Source organism: Methanobrevibacter sp., from assembly GCF_030539555.1.
In the GTDB taxonomy this organism is placed as follows: Archaea; Methanobacteriota; Methanobacteria; order Methanobacteriales; family Methanobacteriaceae; genus Methanocatella.
The window spans coordinates 1-19,088 of sequence record NZ_JAUNXX010000030.1; the positions used below are offsets into that span (position 1 = coordinate 1).

The 19,088-nt window shown below is 34.3% G+C and carries 21 protein-coding genes; 15 read left to right on the forward strand and 6 right to left on the reverse strand.

The window, feature by feature from the left end; genetic code table 11:
• Window positions 1–195: 195 nt before the first annotated feature.
• The 7 genes from Q4Q55_RS06565 to gatE are packed head-to-tail and all read left to right on the forward strand — an operon-like array spanning window position 196 to window position 8,513.
• Window positions 196–756 carry a helix-turn-helix domain-containing protein gene (locus Q4Q55_RS06565; protein ID WP_303372026.1) on the forward strand — a complete coding sequence of 187 codons (561 nt, stop codon included), beginning with the start codon at window positions 196–198 and terminating at the stop codon, window positions 754–756.
• Window positions 757–776: 20 nt separating this feature from the next.
• Window positions 777–2,450, forward strand: a complete 1,674-nt coding sequence (locus Q4Q55_RS06570) for an AMP-binding protein (protein WP_303372027.1) — start codon at window positions 777–779, stop codon at window positions 2,448–2,450.
• A gap of 8 nt (window positions 2,451–2,458) precedes the next feature.
• Window positions 2,459–2,743 carry a 4Fe-4S dicluster domain-containing protein gene (locus tag Q4Q55_RS06575; protein ID WP_303372028.1) on the forward strand — a complete coding sequence of 95 codons (285 nt, stop codon included), beginning with the start codon at window positions 2,459–2,461 and terminating at the stop codon, window positions 2,741–2,743.
• Window positions 2,744–3,859, forward strand: a complete 1,116-nt coding sequence (locus Q4Q55_RS06580) for a 3-methyl-2-oxobutanoate dehydrogenase subunit VorB (protein WP_303372029.1) — start codon at window positions 2,744–2,746, stop codon at window positions 3,857–3,859.
• A gap of 13 nt (window positions 3,860–3,872) precedes the next feature.
• On the forward strand, window positions 3,873–5,315 hold the full coding sequence (locus Q4Q55_RS06585; protein ID WP_303372030.1) for a 2-oxoacid:acceptor oxidoreductase family protein: 1,443 nt from the start codon (window positions 3,873–3,875) through the stop codon (window positions 5,313–5,315).
• A 9-nt stretch (window positions 5,316–5,324) separates the two neighbouring features.
• Window positions 5,325–6,635: a Glu-tRNA(Gln) amidotransferase subunit GatD gene (gene gatD, locus Q4Q55_RS06590; RefSeq protein ID WP_303372031.1), complete on the forward strand. Its 1,311-nt coding sequence runs from the start codon at window positions 5,325–5,327 to the stop codon at window positions 6,633–6,635.
• Window positions 6,636–6,647: 12 nt separating this feature from the next.
• On the forward strand, window positions 6,648–8,513 hold the full coding sequence (gene gatE / locus Q4Q55_RS06595; RefSeq protein WP_303372032.1) for a Glu-tRNA(Gln) amidotransferase subunit GatE: 1,866 nt from the start codon (window positions 6,648–6,650) through the stop codon (window positions 8,511–8,513).
• Between the two features lie 117 nt (window positions 8,514–8,630).
• On the opposite strand, the gene Q4Q55_RS06600 is transcribed toward gatE, so the two are convergent.
• Genes Q4Q55_RS06600 through Q4Q55_RS06610 form a run of 3 tightly spaced genes read right to left on the reverse strand, consistent with a single transcriptional unit; the run spans window position 8,631 to window position 10,601 of the window.
• Window positions 8,631–9,290 carry a toll/interleukin-1 receptor domain-containing protein gene (locus Q4Q55_RS06600; protein WP_303372033.1) on the reverse strand — a complete coding sequence of 220 codons (660 nt, stop codon included), beginning with the start codon at window positions 9,288–9,290 and terminating at the stop codon, window positions 8,631–8,633.
• Window positions 9,291–9,301: 11 nt separating this feature from the next.
• On the reverse strand, window positions 9,302–10,090 hold the full coding sequence (locus tag Q4Q55_RS06605) for a toll/interleukin-1 receptor domain-containing protein (RefSeq protein ID WP_303372034.1): 789 nt from the start codon (window positions 10,088–10,090) through the stop codon (window positions 9,302–9,304).
• 1 nt (window position 10,091) lies between these two features.
• A complete protein-coding gene (locus tag Q4Q55_RS06610; protein WP_303372035.1) occupies window positions 10,092–10,601 on the reverse strand; it encodes a hypothetical protein in 510 nt (169 codons plus the stop codon).
• Between the two features lie 129 nt (window positions 10,602–10,730).
• Here Q4Q55_RS06610 and Q4Q55_RS06615 point away from each other — a divergent pair, with 129 nt between their 5' ends.
• The 3 genes from Q4Q55_RS06615 to trxB all read left to right on the forward strand — a co-directional run bounded on the left by Q4Q55_RS06615 (window position 10,731) and on the right by trxB (window position 12,783).
• A complete protein-coding gene (locus Q4Q55_RS06615) occupies window positions 10,731–11,186 on the forward strand; it encodes a MarR family winged helix-turn-helix transcriptional regulator (RefSeq protein WP_303372036.1) in 456 nt (151 codons plus the stop codon).
• Window positions 11,187–11,271: 85 nt separating this feature from the next.
• A complete protein-coding gene (locus tag Q4Q55_RS06620; protein ID WP_303372037.1) occupies window positions 11,272–11,811 on the forward strand; it encodes a glutathione peroxidase in 540 nt (179 codons plus the stop codon).
• 51 nt (window positions 11,812–11,862) lie between these two features.
• A complete protein-coding gene (trxB, locus tag Q4Q55_RS06625; RefSeq protein WP_303372038.1) occupies window positions 11,863–12,783 on the forward strand; it encodes a thioredoxin-disulfide reductase in 921 nt (306 codons plus the stop codon).
• Here trxB and Q4Q55_RS06630 read toward each other — a convergent pair.
• Window positions 12,777–12,923 (reverse strand): hypothetical protein, encoded by a 147-nt coding sequence (locus Q4Q55_RS06630; protein WP_303372039.1) that lies wholly within the window; start codon window positions 12,921–12,923, stop codon window positions 12,777–12,779. The genes trxB and Q4Q55_RS06630 overlap by 7 nt on opposite strands.
• 139 nt (window positions 12,924–13,062) lie before the next feature.
• On the opposite strand from Q4Q55_RS06630, the gene Q4Q55_RS06635 reads away from it, so the two are divergent.
• From Q4Q55_RS06635 to Q4Q55_RS06655, 5 genes are read left to right on the forward strand one after another with little or no spacing between them, the layout of a single operon-like run.
• The gene (locus Q4Q55_RS06635; protein WP_303372040.1) at window positions 13,063–13,626 is read left to right on the forward strand and encodes a GMP synthase subunit A; all 564 of its coding nucleotides are present in this window, start codon (window positions 13,063–13,065) and stop codon (window positions 13,624–13,626) included.
• Window positions 13,627–13,628: 2 nt separating this feature from the next.
• Window positions 13,629–13,883: a hypothetical protein gene (locus Q4Q55_RS06640; RefSeq protein ID WP_303372041.1), complete on the forward strand. Its 255-nt coding sequence runs from the start codon at window positions 13,629–13,631 to the stop codon at window positions 13,881–13,883.
• A 1-nt stretch (window position 13,884) separates the two neighbouring features.
• Window positions 13,885–14,811 (forward strand): glutamine-hydrolyzing GMP synthase, encoded by a 927-nt coding sequence (guaA, locus tag Q4Q55_RS06645; RefSeq protein WP_303372042.1) that lies wholly within the window; start codon window positions 13,885–13,887, stop codon window positions 14,809–14,811.
• 47 nt (window positions 14,812–14,858) lie between these two features.
• Window positions 14,859–16,031 (forward strand): hypothetical protein, encoded by a 1,173-nt coding sequence (locus Q4Q55_RS06650; protein ID WP_303372043.1) that lies wholly within the window; start codon window positions 14,859–14,861, stop codon window positions 16,029–16,031.
• 1 nt (window position 16,032) lies between these two features.
• Entirely contained in the window at window positions 16,033–16,992 is a 960-nt protein-coding gene (locus Q4Q55_RS06655; protein ID WP_303372044.1) for a DegT/DnrJ/EryC1/StrS family aminotransferase, read from the forward strand.
• Here the strand turns inward: Q4Q55_RS06655 and cgi121 are convergent.
• Window positions 16,976–17,467 (reverse strand): KEOPS complex subunit Cgi121, encoded by a 492-nt coding sequence (gene cgi121, locus Q4Q55_RS06660; RefSeq protein ID WP_303372045.1) that lies wholly within the window; start codon window positions 17,465–17,467, stop codon window positions 16,976–16,978. The genes Q4Q55_RS06655 and cgi121 overlap by 17 nt on opposite strands.
• The gene (locus Q4Q55_RS06665; protein WP_303372046.1) at window positions 17,467–18,945 is read right to left on the reverse strand and encodes a (R)-citramalate synthase; all 1,479 of its coding nucleotides are present in this window, start codon (window positions 18,943–18,945) and stop codon (window positions 17,467–17,469) included. Before Q4Q55_RS06665 ends, cgi121 begins: the two co-directional genes overlap by 1 nt.
• Between the last annotated feature and the right edge of the window lie 143 nt (window positions 18,946–19,088).

A 19,088-nucleotide genomic window follows, 5' to 3' on the forward strand; every position in this document is an offset into this window, starting at 1 on the left:
TACGGTGGAAGGGAGACAAAATACAGGGCACCTACACAAAATTCGACATTTTTCTACATTTTTTAAAAAAAATATTCAAATTTATAATGAATTATCATGATTTTTAATAACCTTTATATAAAGTTAAATTCAAAGTTACTATATGTTATAATATTTATTTAATTATTATTACATTAATCAGAATTATGAAAAAAGGTGTTTATTTTGAATGAATACAACAAAGATATTGGAAATAGAATTAGAGAATTGAGAGAACTATCTGACATTACAACAGAAGAAATTGCTAATGACCTGAACATTAAAGAAGAAACTTATATCCAATATGAAAACGGTGAAGTAGACATCCCTGCAAGTTTTTTATATGAACTCGCCCATATCTTTAAGGTTGATTTAGGATTATTATTAACCGGAGAAGAAAGTAGAATGAGCATCTTTGATGTTACACGTGCAAGCAAAGGTGTTTCAGTGGACAGAAGAAAAGAATATACTCATGAAAATTTATGTAACAAATTCATTCACAAGAAAGCTGAAACATTCTTAGTAACTGTGGATCCTGAAAAAAATCCTGTGCCTTCACTAAATTCACACCCCGGTCAAGAGTTTAATTATGTTTTAGAAGGTTCATTGAAAATTTACATCCACAATAATGAAATTATCTTAAACGAAGGAGATTGCATCTTCTTTGATTCAGCACACAGACATGCCATGGTGGCGCTTAACGATAAACCGGCTAAATTTTTAGCAGTAATAATATAATACTTACAGGAGATTATCAAATGACATCAGTAATAGGAGATTTTGTTGAAAGAGTTGATTTTAAATCATATGAAGATTTTTTTGAAAATTTTAAATTAAAATATGATGAAGATTATAACTTCGGATTTGATGTGGTGGACAAATATGCAGAAATCGATCCTGACAAAATAGCTTTAATATGGACCAATGACCATGATGAACATCATACATTCACTTTCAAGGATATGAAAGAATATTCTAACAGAACCGCTAATTTATTTAAACGTTTAGGAATCAAAAAAGGCGATTCCGTAATGCTTACACTTAAAAACAGATATGAATGGTGGTTCTGCATGGTTGCATTGCACAAAATAGGTGCAGTGGCAATCCCAGGAACACATATGTTAAAACTTCATGACATTGATTTCAGGTTAAAACAGGCAGATGTTAAACTTGTTGTATCAATTGAAGAAGACTCTTTACTTCCGGATTATGAAAAAGCTCAGGAAGAATTAGGAATTGATTTGAAAAAATTAGTTATTGAAACCGATAGGGACGGATGGATTAATTTCAATGAAGCCATAAAAAATGAAAGTCCAGTATTTGAAAGGCCGACCGGAGAGGATAAAACTTATGCTGAAGAAATTTTCCTAATATATTTCACATCAGGAACTAGCGGACTTCCAAAAATGGTTTCACACAAACATACCTACTCACTAGGACATATTCCTACTGCAAAATATTGGCATAACGTTGTGGAGGACGGAATACACCACAGCGCCGCAGATACCGGATGGGGAAAAGCTGTATGGGGAAACATATACGGACAATGGATTGCAGGAACAGGAATATTTATTTATGACTATGACAGATTTAACGGAATCAAATTACTTGAAAAAGTTATCGAAAACAAAGTCAATACATTCTGTGCCCCTCCAACAGTATACAGGTTCTTAATTAAAGAGAATATTGAAGGATATGACTTTTCAAACATGACTTACGTTACCACAGCAGGAGAGCCATTACCTCCTGAAGTTTCAGACAGATTCTATGACATTTCAGGTTTGAGAATTAAAGAAGGATTTGGTCAAACTGAAACTGTCCTATCCATTGGAACATTTATCTGGTTGGATGCAAAGGTAGGATCTATTGGTAAACCTTCCCCGTTATTTGATTTAAGATTATTGGATGAAAATCATGAAAGAGTAGAAATTGGAGAAGAAGGAGAACTTTGTTTTAAACTTGAAGATGGACCTAACCCAGGATTATTCAAAGAATATTACAAAGATCCAGTCAAACAAGCCCAACAAATACATGACGGATATTATCATTGCGGAGATACCGCATGGGTTGATGAAGATGGCTATGTTCATTTTGTTGGAAGAAATGATGACATTATTAAATCTTCAGGTTATCGTATTGGACCTTATGAAGTGGAAAGTGCCGTTTTATCACACGAAGCGGTTACCAATTGTGCAATTACTGCTTACCCAGATGAAGTGAGGGGTCAAATTGTAAAAGCGACTATCATTTTGCAACCTGGCTTTGAACCATCTGATGAACTTACAAAAGACATTCAAAATCATGTTAAAAAAGTTACAGCTCCTTATAAATATCCTAGAATGATTGAATACACCGATGAAATTCCGGAAACAATCAGTGGAAAAACAAGAAGAGTTGAAATTAGAGAAAAAGACCATAAAAAAATTAATTAGATGATATAATGACAGAAGAGATATCTTATCCGGTTATAAATAAAGAAATTTGCAAAGGCTGTATGAGATGCATAGTCGGATGTCCTCAAAATGCAATATTACTTTCACAAGACATGAACAACGCAGGATATCAGTTTGCCTATTATAGCGGAAATGGATGTACAGGATGTAAAGACTGTTACTTCACATGTCCAGAGCCATTAGCTTTAGAAGTACATCAATTTAAGAAAATTGTTAATGATACAGTCGCAAATATGATTAAAGCTAAAATAACCAATAAAGGGGGAAACTAAATGAGTAATCAAATGGTTAAAGGAAATACAGCAGTCGTCATTGGTGCAATGTATGCTGGATGTGACTGTTTCTTCGGATACCCAATTACTCCTGCAAGTGAAATTTTACATGAAGCATCAAAATACTTCCCTATGGTTGGAAGGAACTTTGTTCAAGCTGAAAGTGAAGAAGCATCCATCAATATGGTTTATGGTGCCTCAGGTACAGGGCATAGAGTTATGACTTCCTCATCAGGACCAGGAATTAGTTTAATGCAAGAAGGATTTACATTCCTTGCGGGTGCAGAATTGCCTGCAGTTATTGTAGATATTATGCGAGCAGGACCTGGACTTGGAAATATCGGACCAGAACAAGGAGATTACAATCAAGTTGTTAAAGGAGGCGGTCACGGGAACTACAAAAACATAGTTTTAGCTCCAAACAGTGTTCAAGAAATGTGTGATCTTACCATGAAAGCATTTGAACTTGCCGATAAATGGAGAAATCCAGTTGTAGTTTTAGCTGATGGTACATTAGGTCAAATGGCTGAACCATTAGTATTTCCAGAAAAAGCCATTGAACCTGAAAACGATAAAGATTGGGCTGTGAAAGGGACAAAAGAAACTATGGACAATCTTATTACTTCAATTTATAATGATTTTAATGAATTAGAAGATTTCAACTTCAAACTTCAGGAAAAATATGCTGAAATTGAAAAAGAAGAAGTTATCTTTGAAGAATATCAAGTTGAAGATGCTGAAATTGTTTTAGTGTCATTTGGTATCAGCAGCAGAATTGCAAGGTCTGCAGTTGATAAAAGCCGTGAAAAAGGCTTAAAAGTTGGACTTTTAAGACCGATTACATTATCACCGTTCCCTGTTGATAAAGTGAAAGAATTAGCGGATAGGGGAGTCAGTTTCATATCCGTTGAAATGAGTAACGGTCAACTATTAGCAGACGTTCAATTTGCAGCTTTAAGAAAAGAAGATACTCATCTTGTTAACAGAATGGGTGGAAACTTAATTGAATTAAAACAAATTCTTGCAAAAATCTATGAAATTGCAGGAATTGAAGATGAAGACATTGACTTATCCGAAAGAAGTGAGGAAAAAGCAAGCCCAAATATAATCGATTAGAGGATGTGGAAAAATGAGTGATATAGAAAATAACAAAGATTATGAATTGCAAGTACGTAGAAATCCACAATCCCTTTTAGAAGAGTATCCCAGAAAAGGAACCAATATTCAATCAACTCACTACTGTGCAGGTTGTGGACACGGAATCTTACATAAATTAATTGCAGAGTGTATGGATGAACTTGGAATACAAGAGAGATGCGTAATGATTTCTCCTGTTGGATGTTCAGTATATGCTTATTTCTACTTTAACTGTGGAAATTTCCAAACTGCTCACGGAAGAGCACCCGCTGTAGCTACAGGCATTTCAAGAGCTGAAGATAATGCGATTGTAATGAGCTATCAGGGAGATGGTGATTTAGCATCAATCGGTTTAAATGAAACTTTACAAGCTGCAAATCGTGGAGAAAAAATTGCAGTATTTTTCGTCAACAACACAGTTTACGGAATGACCGGTGGTCAAATGGCTCCAACCACATTGATTGGAGAAAAAACTGTGACATGCCAAACCGGAAGAGATCCTGACTATGCAGGACACCCTACTCACATGTGTGAGTTAATCAACACTTTGAAAGCACCTGTATTCATTGAAAGAGTGTCCCTTGCAAATCCTTTAAAAATCAGGCTTGCCAAATATGCGATTAAACAAGCTTTGACAGTTCAAAGAGATGGAAAAGGTTATTCATTTGTTGAAGTGTTATCACCTTGCCCAACAAACTTAAAGCAGGATGTTGAAAGCGCTCAAAAATTCATTGAAGAACAGATGGAAAAAGAATTCCCAGTTAAAAACTTTAGGAATAATTTATATGACAAGGACCCTGTTCAAAGGCCTGCAAGTGACTTTTCAACTGAATCCTTGGATAAGATTTTCAATGTTTCAAGGACTGATGATGCAGGTTATGTAGATGATAATATTGAGCCATTAAGCATTAAAGTAAGCGGTTTTGGAGGTCAGGGTGTCTTAAGTGCTGGTTTGACAATAGCTCAGGCAGCTTGTGCTGAAGGAAAACATGTTTCATGGTATCCTAGTTACGGACCAGAACAAAGAGGTGGAAAATCAAACTGTTCTGTCGTAATATCCAATGAAACAATAGGAACACCTGTAGTTGATGATATTGACATTCTTATTGCTTTAAATAAGCCTTCCCTAGAACAATTTTCACAAGATGTTAAGGTTGGTGGAACAATACTTTATGATGCCCATATTGGCGAGTTTACAACAGACAGAGACATCAGCGTTATTGCAATGCCATGTGTCGATATTGCAGAAGAACATGGAAATGCAAGAACTGCAAACACAGCATTGCTTGGTGCATTAACTGAATTAACAGATGTTTTAAAAAGAGAATCTTATGAAAATGCAATTCGTGAAATGTTTGCATCAAAACCTAAAGTTATTGATGTGAATATTGAAGTGTTAGAAGCTGGAGCTGAATGGTTAAAAAACAATTTATAGTGTGATTTAATGACATATAAAGAAATTTCTAGAACATATATAGAAGATTACAATTTAAGTATTGGAGATACAATCAAAGTTAACAAGGAAGATATCTCCTATACTGGTATCTTACTCGATAGACCGGAAGATGCTGATGACGGGTATCTTGTTTTGAAATTATCCAGCGGTTACAACATAGGTGTTGCAATCGATAATACAACTGCTGAGCTAATTGAAAAGGGAGACAAACCAAAAATCGGTTACGATGAAACTGAAATTCCAAATGACCCTTCAAAACAGAATATATCCATTGTATCTACAGGAGGTACAGTGTCTTCTGTTATTGATTATAGGACAGGAGCTGTGCATCCCAAATTTACAGCATCAGATCTCGTAAAAGCAAATCCTGAATTATTAGATTATGCAAACTACAATGTGAAAGCATTATATAATATTTTAAGTGAAAACATGAAGCCTGAATATTGGGTTAAGGCTGCAGAGGAAATAGCTAACGATATTTCAAACGGATCTGATGGTGTTGTAATAGCTCATGGTACCGATACTATGCATTATACATCCGCCGCATTGAGCTTTATGTTGAAAACTCCAGTTCCAGTGATAGTCACCGGAGCTCAAAGAAGTTCAGACAGACCTTCAAGTGATGCAAACATAAACCTGATCGATTCTGTTGTAGCTGCAAAATCAGATATTGCTGAAGTATGTGTCTGTATGCATGGAAGTTTGAATGATTCATACACTTACCTGCATAAAGGAACCAAGGTAAGAAAAATGCATACCTCAAGAAGAGACACATTCAGAAGCATTAACGCTCAGCCAATAGCTAAAATCGAAAATAAGAAACTTAACATCAATCCGGAATATGAATACGTCAAACGTGGAACTAATGAATTAGAACTGAATACTGCAATTGAAGAAAAAGTTGGATTCATTAAAAGTTTCCCAGGAATTTCCGAGGAATATGTTGAATACCATATTGATAAAGGTTATAAAGGACTTGTTATTGAAGGAACAGGACTCGGACATGTACCGAATAACTTAATTGACTCTTTCAAAAGAGCACAAGATGAAAGTATTCCAGTGATTATGACCTCACAATGTCTTTATGGAAGAGTAAATATGAACGTCTACTCAACAGGTCGTGAAATTCTTGATGCTGGAGTAATATCCGGTCTTGACATGACTCCTGAAACAACATACGTCAAGTTATGCTGGGCATTAGGTCAAAGTGATGATTACACCAAAGTAAAAGAAATTATGCATGAAAACATTGCAGGTGAATTCAAAGAAAAATCCTCAATTAAGGATTTCTTAAATTAAGGGGCTGCTAATATGGATTATGAAAAATTAGGATTAAAAATGGGACTTGAAATTCACCAACAATTAAACAGTGAACATAAACTATTCTGTCCATGTAAAACAGAGCTTGTTGATGATGATTTTGATGAATTGATTCAAAGAAAATTAAGACCGACACAATCCGAACTTGGAGAAATCGACAGAGCTGCTCTTCAAGAATCCTTAAGGGGTCTTAATTTCAAATATGAAAACTTCGAAAAACATACCTGTCTTGTTGAAAACGATGATGAACCTCCACACAGTTTAAATGAAGAAGCATTAGACATTTGTATTACTATTGCATGCCTAATGAACATGCATATTGTTGATGAATTTCATACAATGAGAAAACAGGTTATTGACGGAAGTAATACAGGAGGATTTCAAAGAACAGGTATGGTTGCAACTGACGGATACCTTGACACACCTTACGGAAAAGTCATTATTGAAAGTTTAGGTCTTGAGGAAGATGCAGCAAGAAGAGTCGAAACAAAAGACGGATTTACAGAATTCAGATTAGATAGATTGGGAATTCCTCTTGCAGAAATTACAACAGACCCCTCAATGCACCACCCAGACCAAGTAAGGGAAGTTGCATACATGCTCGGCCAGATTTTAAGAAGTACAAATGTTAAAAGAGGTCTTGGTACAATCAGGCAGGATTTAAACATTTCCATTGCTGAAGGTGCACGTGTTGAAATTAAAGGTGTTCAGGACTTAGATTTGATGGCTGAAATTGTAAACCGTGAAGTCACAAGACAGTTAGAATTAATTGACATTAAAAAACAATTGAATGAAAGAAATGCTGAAGTTTTAGAAGAAATTCATGATTTGGATGAATTGTTTGTCGATACCGAATCCAAAATTTTAAAATCTGCTGAAACTATTAAAGCAGTTGTTTTAAAAGGTTATGACGGATTAATTGGACGTGAAGTTCAACCAGGCAGAAGATTTGGAACAGAAATTGCAAGTTATGCTAAAAAACGTGGCGTTTCTGGAATATTCCACTCAGATGAATTACCTGCCTACGGCATCACCCAGGAAGAAGTTGACAAGGTAAATGAATTCCTAAAGATTGGTGAAAGTGATGCATTCATTATTGTAGCTCATGATGAAGACATAGCTATTTCAGCACTGGAAGAAGTTAAAAGAAGAGCTAAACTGGGTCTTGACGGAGTTGTAGAAGAAACTAGAAAAGCGCTTGATGATGGAAACACAGAATATATGAGACCTCTTCCAACTGCAAATAGGATGTATCTTGAAACTGACATTCCATTATTTAAAATCACTTCCGATAGAGTTGAACCTATTGCAAATAATTTGCCGGAATTGCCCGATGTTAAACAGGCCAGAATTATTGAACAATACTCTTTAAGTGAAGATTTAGCAACACAACTTGTCAAAAGGCAAGAAGCAGACATGTTTGAAGATATTTTAGCCGATGTTAATGTGGATGCAACACCAGTTGCTTCACTTCTTGCATATGATTTGCGTGAAATCAAAAGAGAAGGATTTGACATTAACATTTTAACATTAGACCACTTCAAAGGCATCTTTACACTTTTAGCAGACGGTAAAATTGCAAAAGATAGTGTGAGGAAATTGGCAGTTGAAACAATTAAAACTCCTGAAATGGATATTGCAGAAATTGCTGAGAAAAACAATTTAACTATGCTCAGCCAGGATGATGTTGCAAACATCATTGCTGAAATTGTTGCCAACAATGAAGGAATGGTTAAAGAACGTCAGATGGGTGCTATGGGTCCTTTAATGGGAATGTGCATGAAACAGCTTAAAGGAAAAGCTGACGGCGGCATGGTCAATAGAATTGTACGTGAAGAAATTCAAAAATTAATTTAAGAAACTCAATCGAGTTTCTGAATACTTTTTTTATTTTTAAATATCCCTAAATGCAAATAACAATTTATTATCTGTGTTCAGAAGTTAACTATTAAAAGCAGATAATTTTAACATATTTTATTCGGATATATACCTATGCAACAGATAAATGATAGGTGTTCCTATCAGTAATGCAATTGCTATTATAAACAGGAAGATTCCCAAGTTACCGCTTATATCATAAGTGGCTATTGAAATAGCAACCAGAATGATAGGTATAACGCAGGCAAAAGTTAATAAAACAGAAGTTTTAAGTCCTTTAGATTTGCCGGAATTATCAACACCAATGGCACTGTTGACTGAATCCACAATACTGGAACTAATAATCGGATCAGTAATAGGTTTATTTAATATTTTGGCAACATCTATGACCAGATTTCTAAATTCTATAGCTGGTTGAGGATATGCATCCAACCAGTGTTTGTTCTTTAAGAAAAATTCTAATCCTCCATCCAAATTGGATTCGTCAATTTTAAATACGATTATTGGAACATTTGCTGAAAAAGCAATGTCCACTTCAGTGTTAACATAGTTTGAAAGTTTGGCGCTTTCAGAAAATACCAATACCATTACTCGGGATTGACGAATGGCATTTGAATAATCATTAACAGTATTTTTAACATCCAAATCTCTTGGCTTAATCCAACATTTGAACTTATTTTCCTCTAAAACATGACAGATTGCATCAGCTGTAATCTTATCTTCATCACCATAACAAATATAGACTTCATGCGACATGATATCCCAAACTAAACCTTATAATATTTATCAACGAAACTTTCAAACAATTCATCCTCTGGAGACATCCATTTTAAAACTGTTTTACGAGCTAAGAATTCTTTTCTAATTATAAATAACCCTGAAATTAATGCAATTACCCAAAAAACTATGAATAATTGGAATAGGATTGCGAGTTTTGATGCATTGACAATATCTCCTCCCAAAGCAAAAACCGCAAAGGGGAGAGGTATTAAATAAATTATTCCCAAAGCCATCCATTCTTTAATTTTTGCAATATAACCCATATATAAGAAAGAAAAGCTATACAAAGGAGTGATTAACAGTATTATGGAAATTAAATCCTTATCCCTGTTTTGAGGTTTTGTTACTGGAGGAACTGTTGGAATTACAGGCACTATTTCACTGCACAGGCGAGTTGCATCTTGAACCAACCTGTCAAATTTATTTTTTGGTTCGGGATATGCTTCCAGCCAATGATTAATCTTTAAAAAGAATTCCATTTCCTCCGCAGGCATTGTCTCATCAATCTTAAATGAAATGATTGGTTTTTTGTTGTCGAACGCTGCAAAAATTTCATTCTGCACATATTGGGATTCCTGAGAATTTTTTGAAAAAACGAGAACAACGATTTTGGCGGCTTTTAAACCGTCCATTATCTCTTTAGCATAATGCATTCCAGAAGTGATATTGCGCGGCGCTATCCAACATCTGAGATTATTTTCCTCCAAAACATTACAAACTGCATCTGCAATTGCTTTGTCCTTTGTAGAATAACTTATAAAAATCTCATGAGACATATTAACCACCCAATTTAAAATCCTTTTCAAGGAAATCTAATGTTTCCACATAATTAGCTTTAATGATAGTTAAATCAGTATTTTCATTTTTCAATTCATTTTTTGATGAGTCATAATCCTTTTTAGGGATGATAAAATCATAATAATCAAAATATTTAAAATCAAGTTCCGAATCCAATCCTTCAGGATGAGTTTTAATTAAATAATGAGAATCATTAAATGAAGATACAGATGGATTTCCACGGTCTTGCGCTTCATTAAAAATGTTTAAGGAATTGTTTGATACAACAATTTCTGAAAGATATGACTGATAAGGTCCAGTTACTTCAATACCCTCAGAAATGTTATTATAATTTGCATCTGACGGGAGTTTTATTGAAAACTTGTCCAGTTCCACCACATCTTCGGAAAAACTAGGAGTTGCAGCAATCATTGCCAAATACAATATCAAAACCAGAACAGATACTATTAAAACAATATGATATTCGCTTAAAAGTTTCCTAAAATCCATAATGTCATTCCTTGATTAAATCGATGAATAATATTATATGCTCATTATTATTTAATATTTTTCAAAATTGAACTGATTAACATATTTTAATAACTTAACATCATATTTATTATTAAGTCAGGTGATAATATGGATGACATTAACTGGAAAACTGATAGAATCTTACTCACACCAATAAACCTTTATATGGAATACATCCTTTTAAGCTACAATGACTTTTTAACAGAAAAATTAAAAGACATCGAGATTACTCATGGAGAATTAACCTATATCTACAATATCAAATATTTTCCGGAAACTTCACAAAGGCAATTGGCTGAAATATTGTACGTCTCAGAAGCCAATGTGGCGAAGATGGTAAAGAAGTTGGTTAAAAAGGGTTTGGTTGAAAAATCAAAGGATAAATCAAACAAAAGTAGAAATATTCTTTCACTAACTGATAAAGGAGAAAGCGTATTTGATAAAATCAATACCATAACATACGGATGGGAAAGAGATATTGCCAAAAAATTTACCAATGAGGAATATTTTGAATTTAAGCAGAAATTATATGAACTGATAAAAGAATCTGCAAATTTAGGATAACAAAAATTTTATATACTCCAACTGATAATATTAACATAAGCCTTAACTTAGTTAAGTCTTTGAAAAATTAAAGAGGTGAAAAACAATGTCAATTTATGAATTTGAAGCAAAAGACGGAGAAGGAAACATTGTTTCTTTAAGTGAATACAAAGACAAAGTACTTTTAATTGTAAATTCCGCAACAAAATGTGGTTTTACTCCACAATACACAGAACTAAACGAGATTTATGCTGAATTTAAAGATGACGGTTTCGAAATTCTAGACTTCCCATGCAACCAATTCGGAAATCAGGCCCCAGGATCAACTGAAGAAATTGCCGAAGTTTGCCGTAACAAATGGCTGGTTCCATACACAATCTTCGATAAAATCGATGTAAACGGTGAAAATGCACACCCTCTATTTGAATACCTCAAAAATGAACAACCGTTTAAAGACATCACCGGAAAAGGTGCAACAAAATTAAAGATAGTCCTGAAGGCAACCGACAGACACTACAAAGACAACAATGACATAAAATGGAACTTCACAAAATTTTTAGTTGACCGCCAAGGCAATGTTGTAAGAAGATTTGAACCGACAGAGGATTTGGATGATGTTAAGCAAGCCGTTAAGGATTTAATTTAAGTTCAATTAAATCCACTATTTTTTTAAACCGCAACTTCCAGAGGTAATATCATGGAGAAATATGACATTATTATTATAGGAGCAGGACCAGGTGGTCTAACAGCAGGAATCTATGCCGGTCGTCAAGGAACCAAAAACCTAATTATTGACAGGGATCTGGCGGGAGGAATAGGTCGTGAAGTTCCGGAAATGGAAAATTATCCCGGTTTTGACAGCATTTCCGGTTTGGAGTTAATCGAGAAAATGAAAGCCCAGGCTATTAAGAACTGTGAACTGCATGAAATGGAAAATGTTGAAGAAATCATAAAAAACAATGATGAATACCGCTTCACAGTTAAAACCAATAAAGATGAATATCTGACAAAAAGCATTATTTTAGCGACTGGAAGTTCACACAGGCATTTGGATGTTAAAGGAGAAGAAGAGTTTAAGGGAAAAGGAGTAAGCTATTGCGCTACATGTGATGGATTTTTCTTTGCAGGCCGTGACATCATCATGGTAGGTGGAGGAAACAGCGCCCTTCAAGAGGCAATCTATCTTAAAAATCTAGGGGCAAATGTTACATTAATCCATAGAAGAGATGAATTTAGAGCTCAAAAACACCTCCAGGATTTAATTGAAAAAGAGGGCGTAAACACCATACTCAATGCAACCGTTGAAGAAATCCAAGGTGATATGCTTGTTGAAAAAGTCATCCTAAAAGATACAAAAACAGGAAAACTCTGCGAACTTCCAATAAACGGAATATTCATTAGTGTCGGATACATCCCACATACCGAGCTGGCAGAACAGCTAGGAGTTAGTCTTGATGAAACAGGCCACATAATCACAGATAAAAATCAGAAAACCAACATTGACTATGTTTATGCAATTGGTGATGTGTGCGTTGGGCTGAAACAGTGGGTTGTAGCATGTGGAGAAGGTGCAGTGGCTGCAACTTCAGCATACTATGATTTGAAAGAGAATCAATAATATCTTTCTTTTAAGAACATATAAATAAAGAATGCAATGAGCAATACTACAATTACCGGCAATAACCACATGAATATTTTTAACAGCACTACAGCAACAAATATTGCAATTATTATAAATATTAAATCTTGTAATTCCATGTACATCAATTTTATATAATATCCTATATAAAGTTTACAATTGCAAGTAACTTTTTTTCATTTTTCATTAAATATATAAGATAACTATAATAAATAAAAAAACCAAAAATAATATCATTATATTTTCATGGAGTATAAAATGACATTATTAGTTATCAATAATAAAGGACAGTACAATCACAGAATCGCAAGAAGTTTACAATATCTTAAAATACCTTCCAAATTAGTTTCAAATGACTTGACCATTGAAGAAATTGAAGCTGAAAATCCAATCGGATTGATTTTGGGAGGTGGCCCTTCACTTGAAGGTGCCGGCATGAGTGAAGAATACATTAAACACTTCAACATACCAATTTTAGGAATATGTCTTGGACACCAATTGATTGCAAAAGCATATGGTGGAGAAGTCAAGACTTCCGATACTGAAAGTTATGCTCAAGTGAAAATTAATATTAATAATGATAAAAACTTATTTGAAGGATTAGCTCCTGAAATGGATGTTTGGTCTTCCCACAAGGATGAAGTCACAACAATCCCCGAAGATTTTGAAATCTTGGCTAATTCCGATTTATGCAATGTTGAATCCTTTAAACATAAGGACAAAGATGTTTATGGAATTCAATTCCATCCTGAAGTACATCATACTCCAAAAGGATCAAAAATTTTTGAAAACTTTTATAAAATTTGTCAAAAACAGGTGTAATAATGATTGATAATGCTGAAGATTTAGCAACCAAGGCACAGGGCAATAAAGCAGGTTTAAAAAGAAAATATGTTAACATACCAATAGGTTATGAAGAATACGGATTTAGGATATCTGGAATTGGAGCTAAATCTGTAAAATTAGAGAAATTTGTTAAATACGATGATATCTTTGAAGCTATCGAAGCTGGAAATGACAATGGCCTAGAAGCTATGATAAAACAGATTATTGAAGATTATGAAGAAGATGAGGAATAAAATGTTAAGTCCAAAAGAATTTATTGAAGATGCAATCCAAAAAATTAAAGACCAAATTGGTGATGAAAAAGCTATTATTGCATTATCTGGAGGAGTAGACAGTTCAGTATGTTCTGTTCTCGTTCAAGAAGCAATTGGAGATAATTTAACTGCTATTTTTGTGGACCATGGTCTTTTAAGAGAAGGTGAAGTTGAACAAGTAACCAATACATTTAAAGACAGATTGAATTTCAAATTTGTCGATGCTTCAGATGAGTTTATGGATCAGCTTGCAGGCGTTGAAGACCCTGAGGAAAAAAGAAAAATCATCGGTAGAGTATTTATTGAAGTATTCGAAAGAGAAGCAATTAAATCTGATGCCAAATTCTTAGTACAGGGAACTATTGCACCTGATTGGATTGAAACCAAAGGTGAAATCAAATCTCACCACAACTTAGCTCTTCCAAGTGGAATGGAACTGGAACTCTGCGAACCGATTCGTGACCTGTACAAGGATGAAGTAAGAGAAATAGGTGATGAATTAGGTCTTCCGAAAACAACCGTGTACAGACAACCTTTCCCAGGACCTGGTCTTGGAGTGCGTGTTGTTGGAGCTCTTACTAGAGAAAATGTAGAAATATGTAGAAAAGCGAACAAAATCGTTTGCGATGAAGTTGAAGCTAGAGGACTTAACGAAGAAGTATGGCAATATTTCGCTGTATTAACCGATACTAAAGTTACTGGTGTTAAAGGAGACCAAAGAGACTTTGGATACCTCGTAGTAATCAGAATTGTCAATTCTATTGATGCAATGACAGCATCCGTAGCAGAACTTCCATGGGAATTAATCCAGACAATTTCCAAAAGAATCACTTCTGAGATTTCTGAAGTTACCCATGTTGCACTTTCTATTAGTGACAAACCACCAGCAACCATCGAATTCTGTTAAATACTATTTTAAATTAATAGTATTTACTTTTACTTTTTTTAAAAATTATGAAAACAACTAAAAACGCTTATCTTGCAAAATTAACAGAACAAATTCAAATGAAGTCTGTTAAGGTTGGGAAAAACCTTGAAGGAACAACACCACCATCAGTTTTTATTGGAAGATGGTCATATCCTAAAGTTTATGCAGGACCCATGATGAGCAGCCAAATGGGCGATACATCGATTATGGATTCTCCGGAATCATGGATAGGTCAAAATAAAACACAAGATGAAATTATAAACTATAGGATGAACCTGGTTAGAGGAAAACAGCTGATAAAAATTGATGATTTGGAAAATCCTTTTGTTGAAAAGCTTCAAGACATATCCCTCGCATCAAAATCCATAGACAGTGAAGCCACTTTTGGAAAACGCCCAAGAGGGTCCATGCTTACGGAAGACAGTATGCCTCATGGTCCCAGTGCAGTTATAGAAAAATTTGATATTGATGCAGTAAGATGGGACAAACAACTTGAAAAAACATTCTATGATACTGATTTAAAAGCAGTGAATGCTGTTGTCAATTTGCACAATAAAGATGTCCCATTCACTGCAATGCAAAAAGCATTTTCAGTAGGAGCTATCGGTACAAAAAATAAAAGGAAGTTGGTTCCGACACGCTGGTCAATTACAGCTTGTGATTCCACGCTTGCAGACGAATTTTTAAAAGAAGTGAGAAAATATGAGAGACTTGATACTTATAGGGTGTTTGAGTTTGGTGCTTTGAATAACTATTATATTATCATTTTAACACCGACAGAATGGCAATATGAATGGTATGAAGCATTCATTAAGTTAATGAAAAATGAAGAGTTAATATTTTCAGATTATGAAACAAATGGCGGTAAAAAGGAATATTCGCGTGTGGGCGGATGTTATTATACCGCAAAAATGGCTGTGCTTGATTACCTCATGAAAATTAAAAAGCAATCAGGATTGCTGATTTTAAGGGAAGCATATGACGGATACATTCCCCTTGGCGTTTTTAATGTGAGGGAAAATATTAAAGAAGCCATGATGAGACCATATCTTGAATTTGAAACCTTAGAAGATGCATTGAAATATAGTGGCACTAAACTAAAAATACCGATTAACAGATATGTGAAACAAGGAACACTATTAAATGAAATGCTCCATTCCAAACAGACTACCTTGGATATGTACTTTAAAAGTGGATAACATGTTTAAATTTAAAACCCCTTCAAAAAAGACGCTTGAAATAATGTCCGAAGTTGCAAAAGGCAATTTGAAAGATGACTTTGAGATAAGATGCTGTGAAAAAATAACAGATTTGACATCTCATGAATTTGTAAAAGTAACATCAAGCGGAAACAACAGTATTTTTATTTCGCTGTCTTCAGTGGAAGGAGACATTATTGTGCCCGATCAGGGTGGTTGGCATGGATTTAAACAGATTGCAAAATTCCTAAACAAGAACATTATTACCCTGAAAACCGATTCCGGAATCATTAATCCCAAGTATTTGGATGATTTAGATATTCCCGACAAATCTGCATTGATTTTCACAAGTTTTGCAGGATATTGTGGAGAACAGGACATTAAGGATATTTCAAAATACTGCAAAAGCAACAATATCATAACAATTGAAGATGCCTCCGCAGGAATTGGAGATAAAAAACATGCCCTGGGAAATGGAAAATATTCTGACATTATTATTGCATCGACCGGCTCTCCAAAGATGATTAATGTTGGAAGCGGAGGATTTATTTCAACAAACAATAAAGAATTTTTTGACAGGACATCCCTCCCCCAAAAATTAAGCAAAACTAACAATATTATATGTAGTGGTATAGATAATGAACTTGATTTGGTGGAAGAAAATCTGGAACTTACATTAAATGCAACAAAGTATCTAAAAAACAACATAGGTCGCACATTACATGCAAAAAGAAGAGGCGTTAATGTAATTATACCTAATGAAAATGCAAAAGAAATAAGTTGGAATTTGAAAAAATCATTACCCATCAACAAAAGCGGATTTATAACAACCTGTCCAAATTATAATCGGGTTAAACAAAAAGCCATTGCAATAGAAATAAAAAACCTTTCTTATGATTGCCTGAAAAAAGAGTATCTTGATAAGATAATCAAAGAAGTCAGAATTAATAATCTACTGTAAGTTTTGTAATCCTATCTATAATTATCTCTTCAACAGAAAAATTTTTTACTTCATCTTCACCAATGCCATAAATATTCATCAGCTCATCATTATTAGGAGTTAATACACTTCCATCAACTGTGAAAATAGATGATAATTCCCGAGCGTAATCGGAGCAATTAATCAAAACCGCACATAAATTCATTTCACCCTCTTTTAGTCCCAATATTTTAAAAGCCTTGGAAATTTGTCTTTGGGCAGAGCATCTCAATGCTATTTCAACACTTATATCCTTGGCTAGATTTTCACCCCTTTCGAATGCCAAGAATGCTTGATTGACACCATGAGCTATATGATTCCTGCCAGCTATCGAATCTGCATTCAGAAGTTGGATGATTTCACCATCTTTTTTAATTTCATCAATTTGATTAAGAGTTTCTTCCACTGAATTGATGCTTGTCTTAAAACCCAATATTTTTAAATTGTCCCTATGCATCAAAACACCTCATCTCTTAATAATCTGTTAACACCAGCAATATATGCCTTAACACTTGCATTGATAATATCCGGTTCGGTACCGCGAGCAGAGACGACCTTATCCCCTTTTTGGAGTTTAATTATAACATCAATAAAAGCATCGGTACCGCCAGTAATGGCATCTACGTGGTATTCAATCAAGTCAATGTCTTTAAAGATATCCAAAGACTTAATCGCATTGATTGCAGCATCAACAGGCCCCAATCCAACACCTGCATTTAAAATTTGATCATCATCAATAGTTATTTTAACGGATGCTGTAGGCATTACCTTATTGCCGGATACAATAGTAACCTCATCAAGTTTGATTCTATCCTCATGATTAATCTCTAAAACATTATCTGCAATGACCTGCAAATCAACATCAGTTACTGTTTTTCCATTATCTGCCAATAACTTTATATTGTCACAAATCTGGTGAAGCTGATCTTGGTTAACATCCAGACCCAACTCTTTTAGCCTATTATTCAAACCATGAGTTCCCATATGCTTACCAATGACAAACTTACGTTTTCTTCCAACAAGTTCCGGAGTAATTGGCTCATAAGTAGCAGAATTTTTAATTATTCCATCTGAATGAATACCTGATTCATGAGCGAAAGCATTTTCTCCAACAATTGCTTTATTTGGCTGAATATAAACTCCAGTTAATCTGGCCACTAACTTAGATACATCATAAATTTCATTAATATGAACTTTAGTAGAAAATTGAGTGAATAACCTATCAATAGAAACAATACACTCTTCAAAAGAAGTGTTTCCGGCTCTCTCACCGATACCATTAATGGTAGTATGTATTTCAGATGCACCGCCTTTAATAGCAGATAATGTATTGGCAACCGCCAAACCAAAATCGTTATGACAATGGCAGGCAACAGGAACTGAAAATTCCTTTAAACTACTGAATAAATCATAGGATGAATCAGGAGTTAAAATACCAACAGTATCACAAACACAAATTCTATCAACACCATGTTCTATGGCATTACTATAGACAAGTTTCAAAAAATCCAAATCACTTCTTGAAGCATCTTCAGCAGACAATTCCACAATTAAACCGTGATCTTTACAATAATCGATAGCATTATTGGACAATTCTAAAAGTTTTTCTTTAGTGGTTTTAAGCTTATCTGCTATATGTAATTCTGAAGTAGGAACAACTAAATTGACAGCATCAACGTCACAATCCAAACAGTAATCAATGTCAACAGTTAATGGTCTTGAAAAACTAAGAATTTCAGCATTCAAACCTTGTTTAGTAATCTCTTTAATAGAATCTCTTTCACCTTCTGATGTAATGGCGGACCCCGCTTCTATAAAATCCACACCAATTTCATCTAATTTATTAGCAATTCTTAATTTCTCCTGTGGTGTTAGTGATACACCTGGTGTTTGTTCACCATCTCGTAAAGTAGTATCCAATACTTTAATATTCAAAAAAATCACCTAAAAATTATACATACGGGTATTAAGCTTGAAAAAATCATGTGAAAAAAATAGAAAGTTATAAATAATTGTAATAGAGAAAGCTTGCAGCGAAATGAAATTCCCATAGAAAACCATAGTACACAAACAAAACA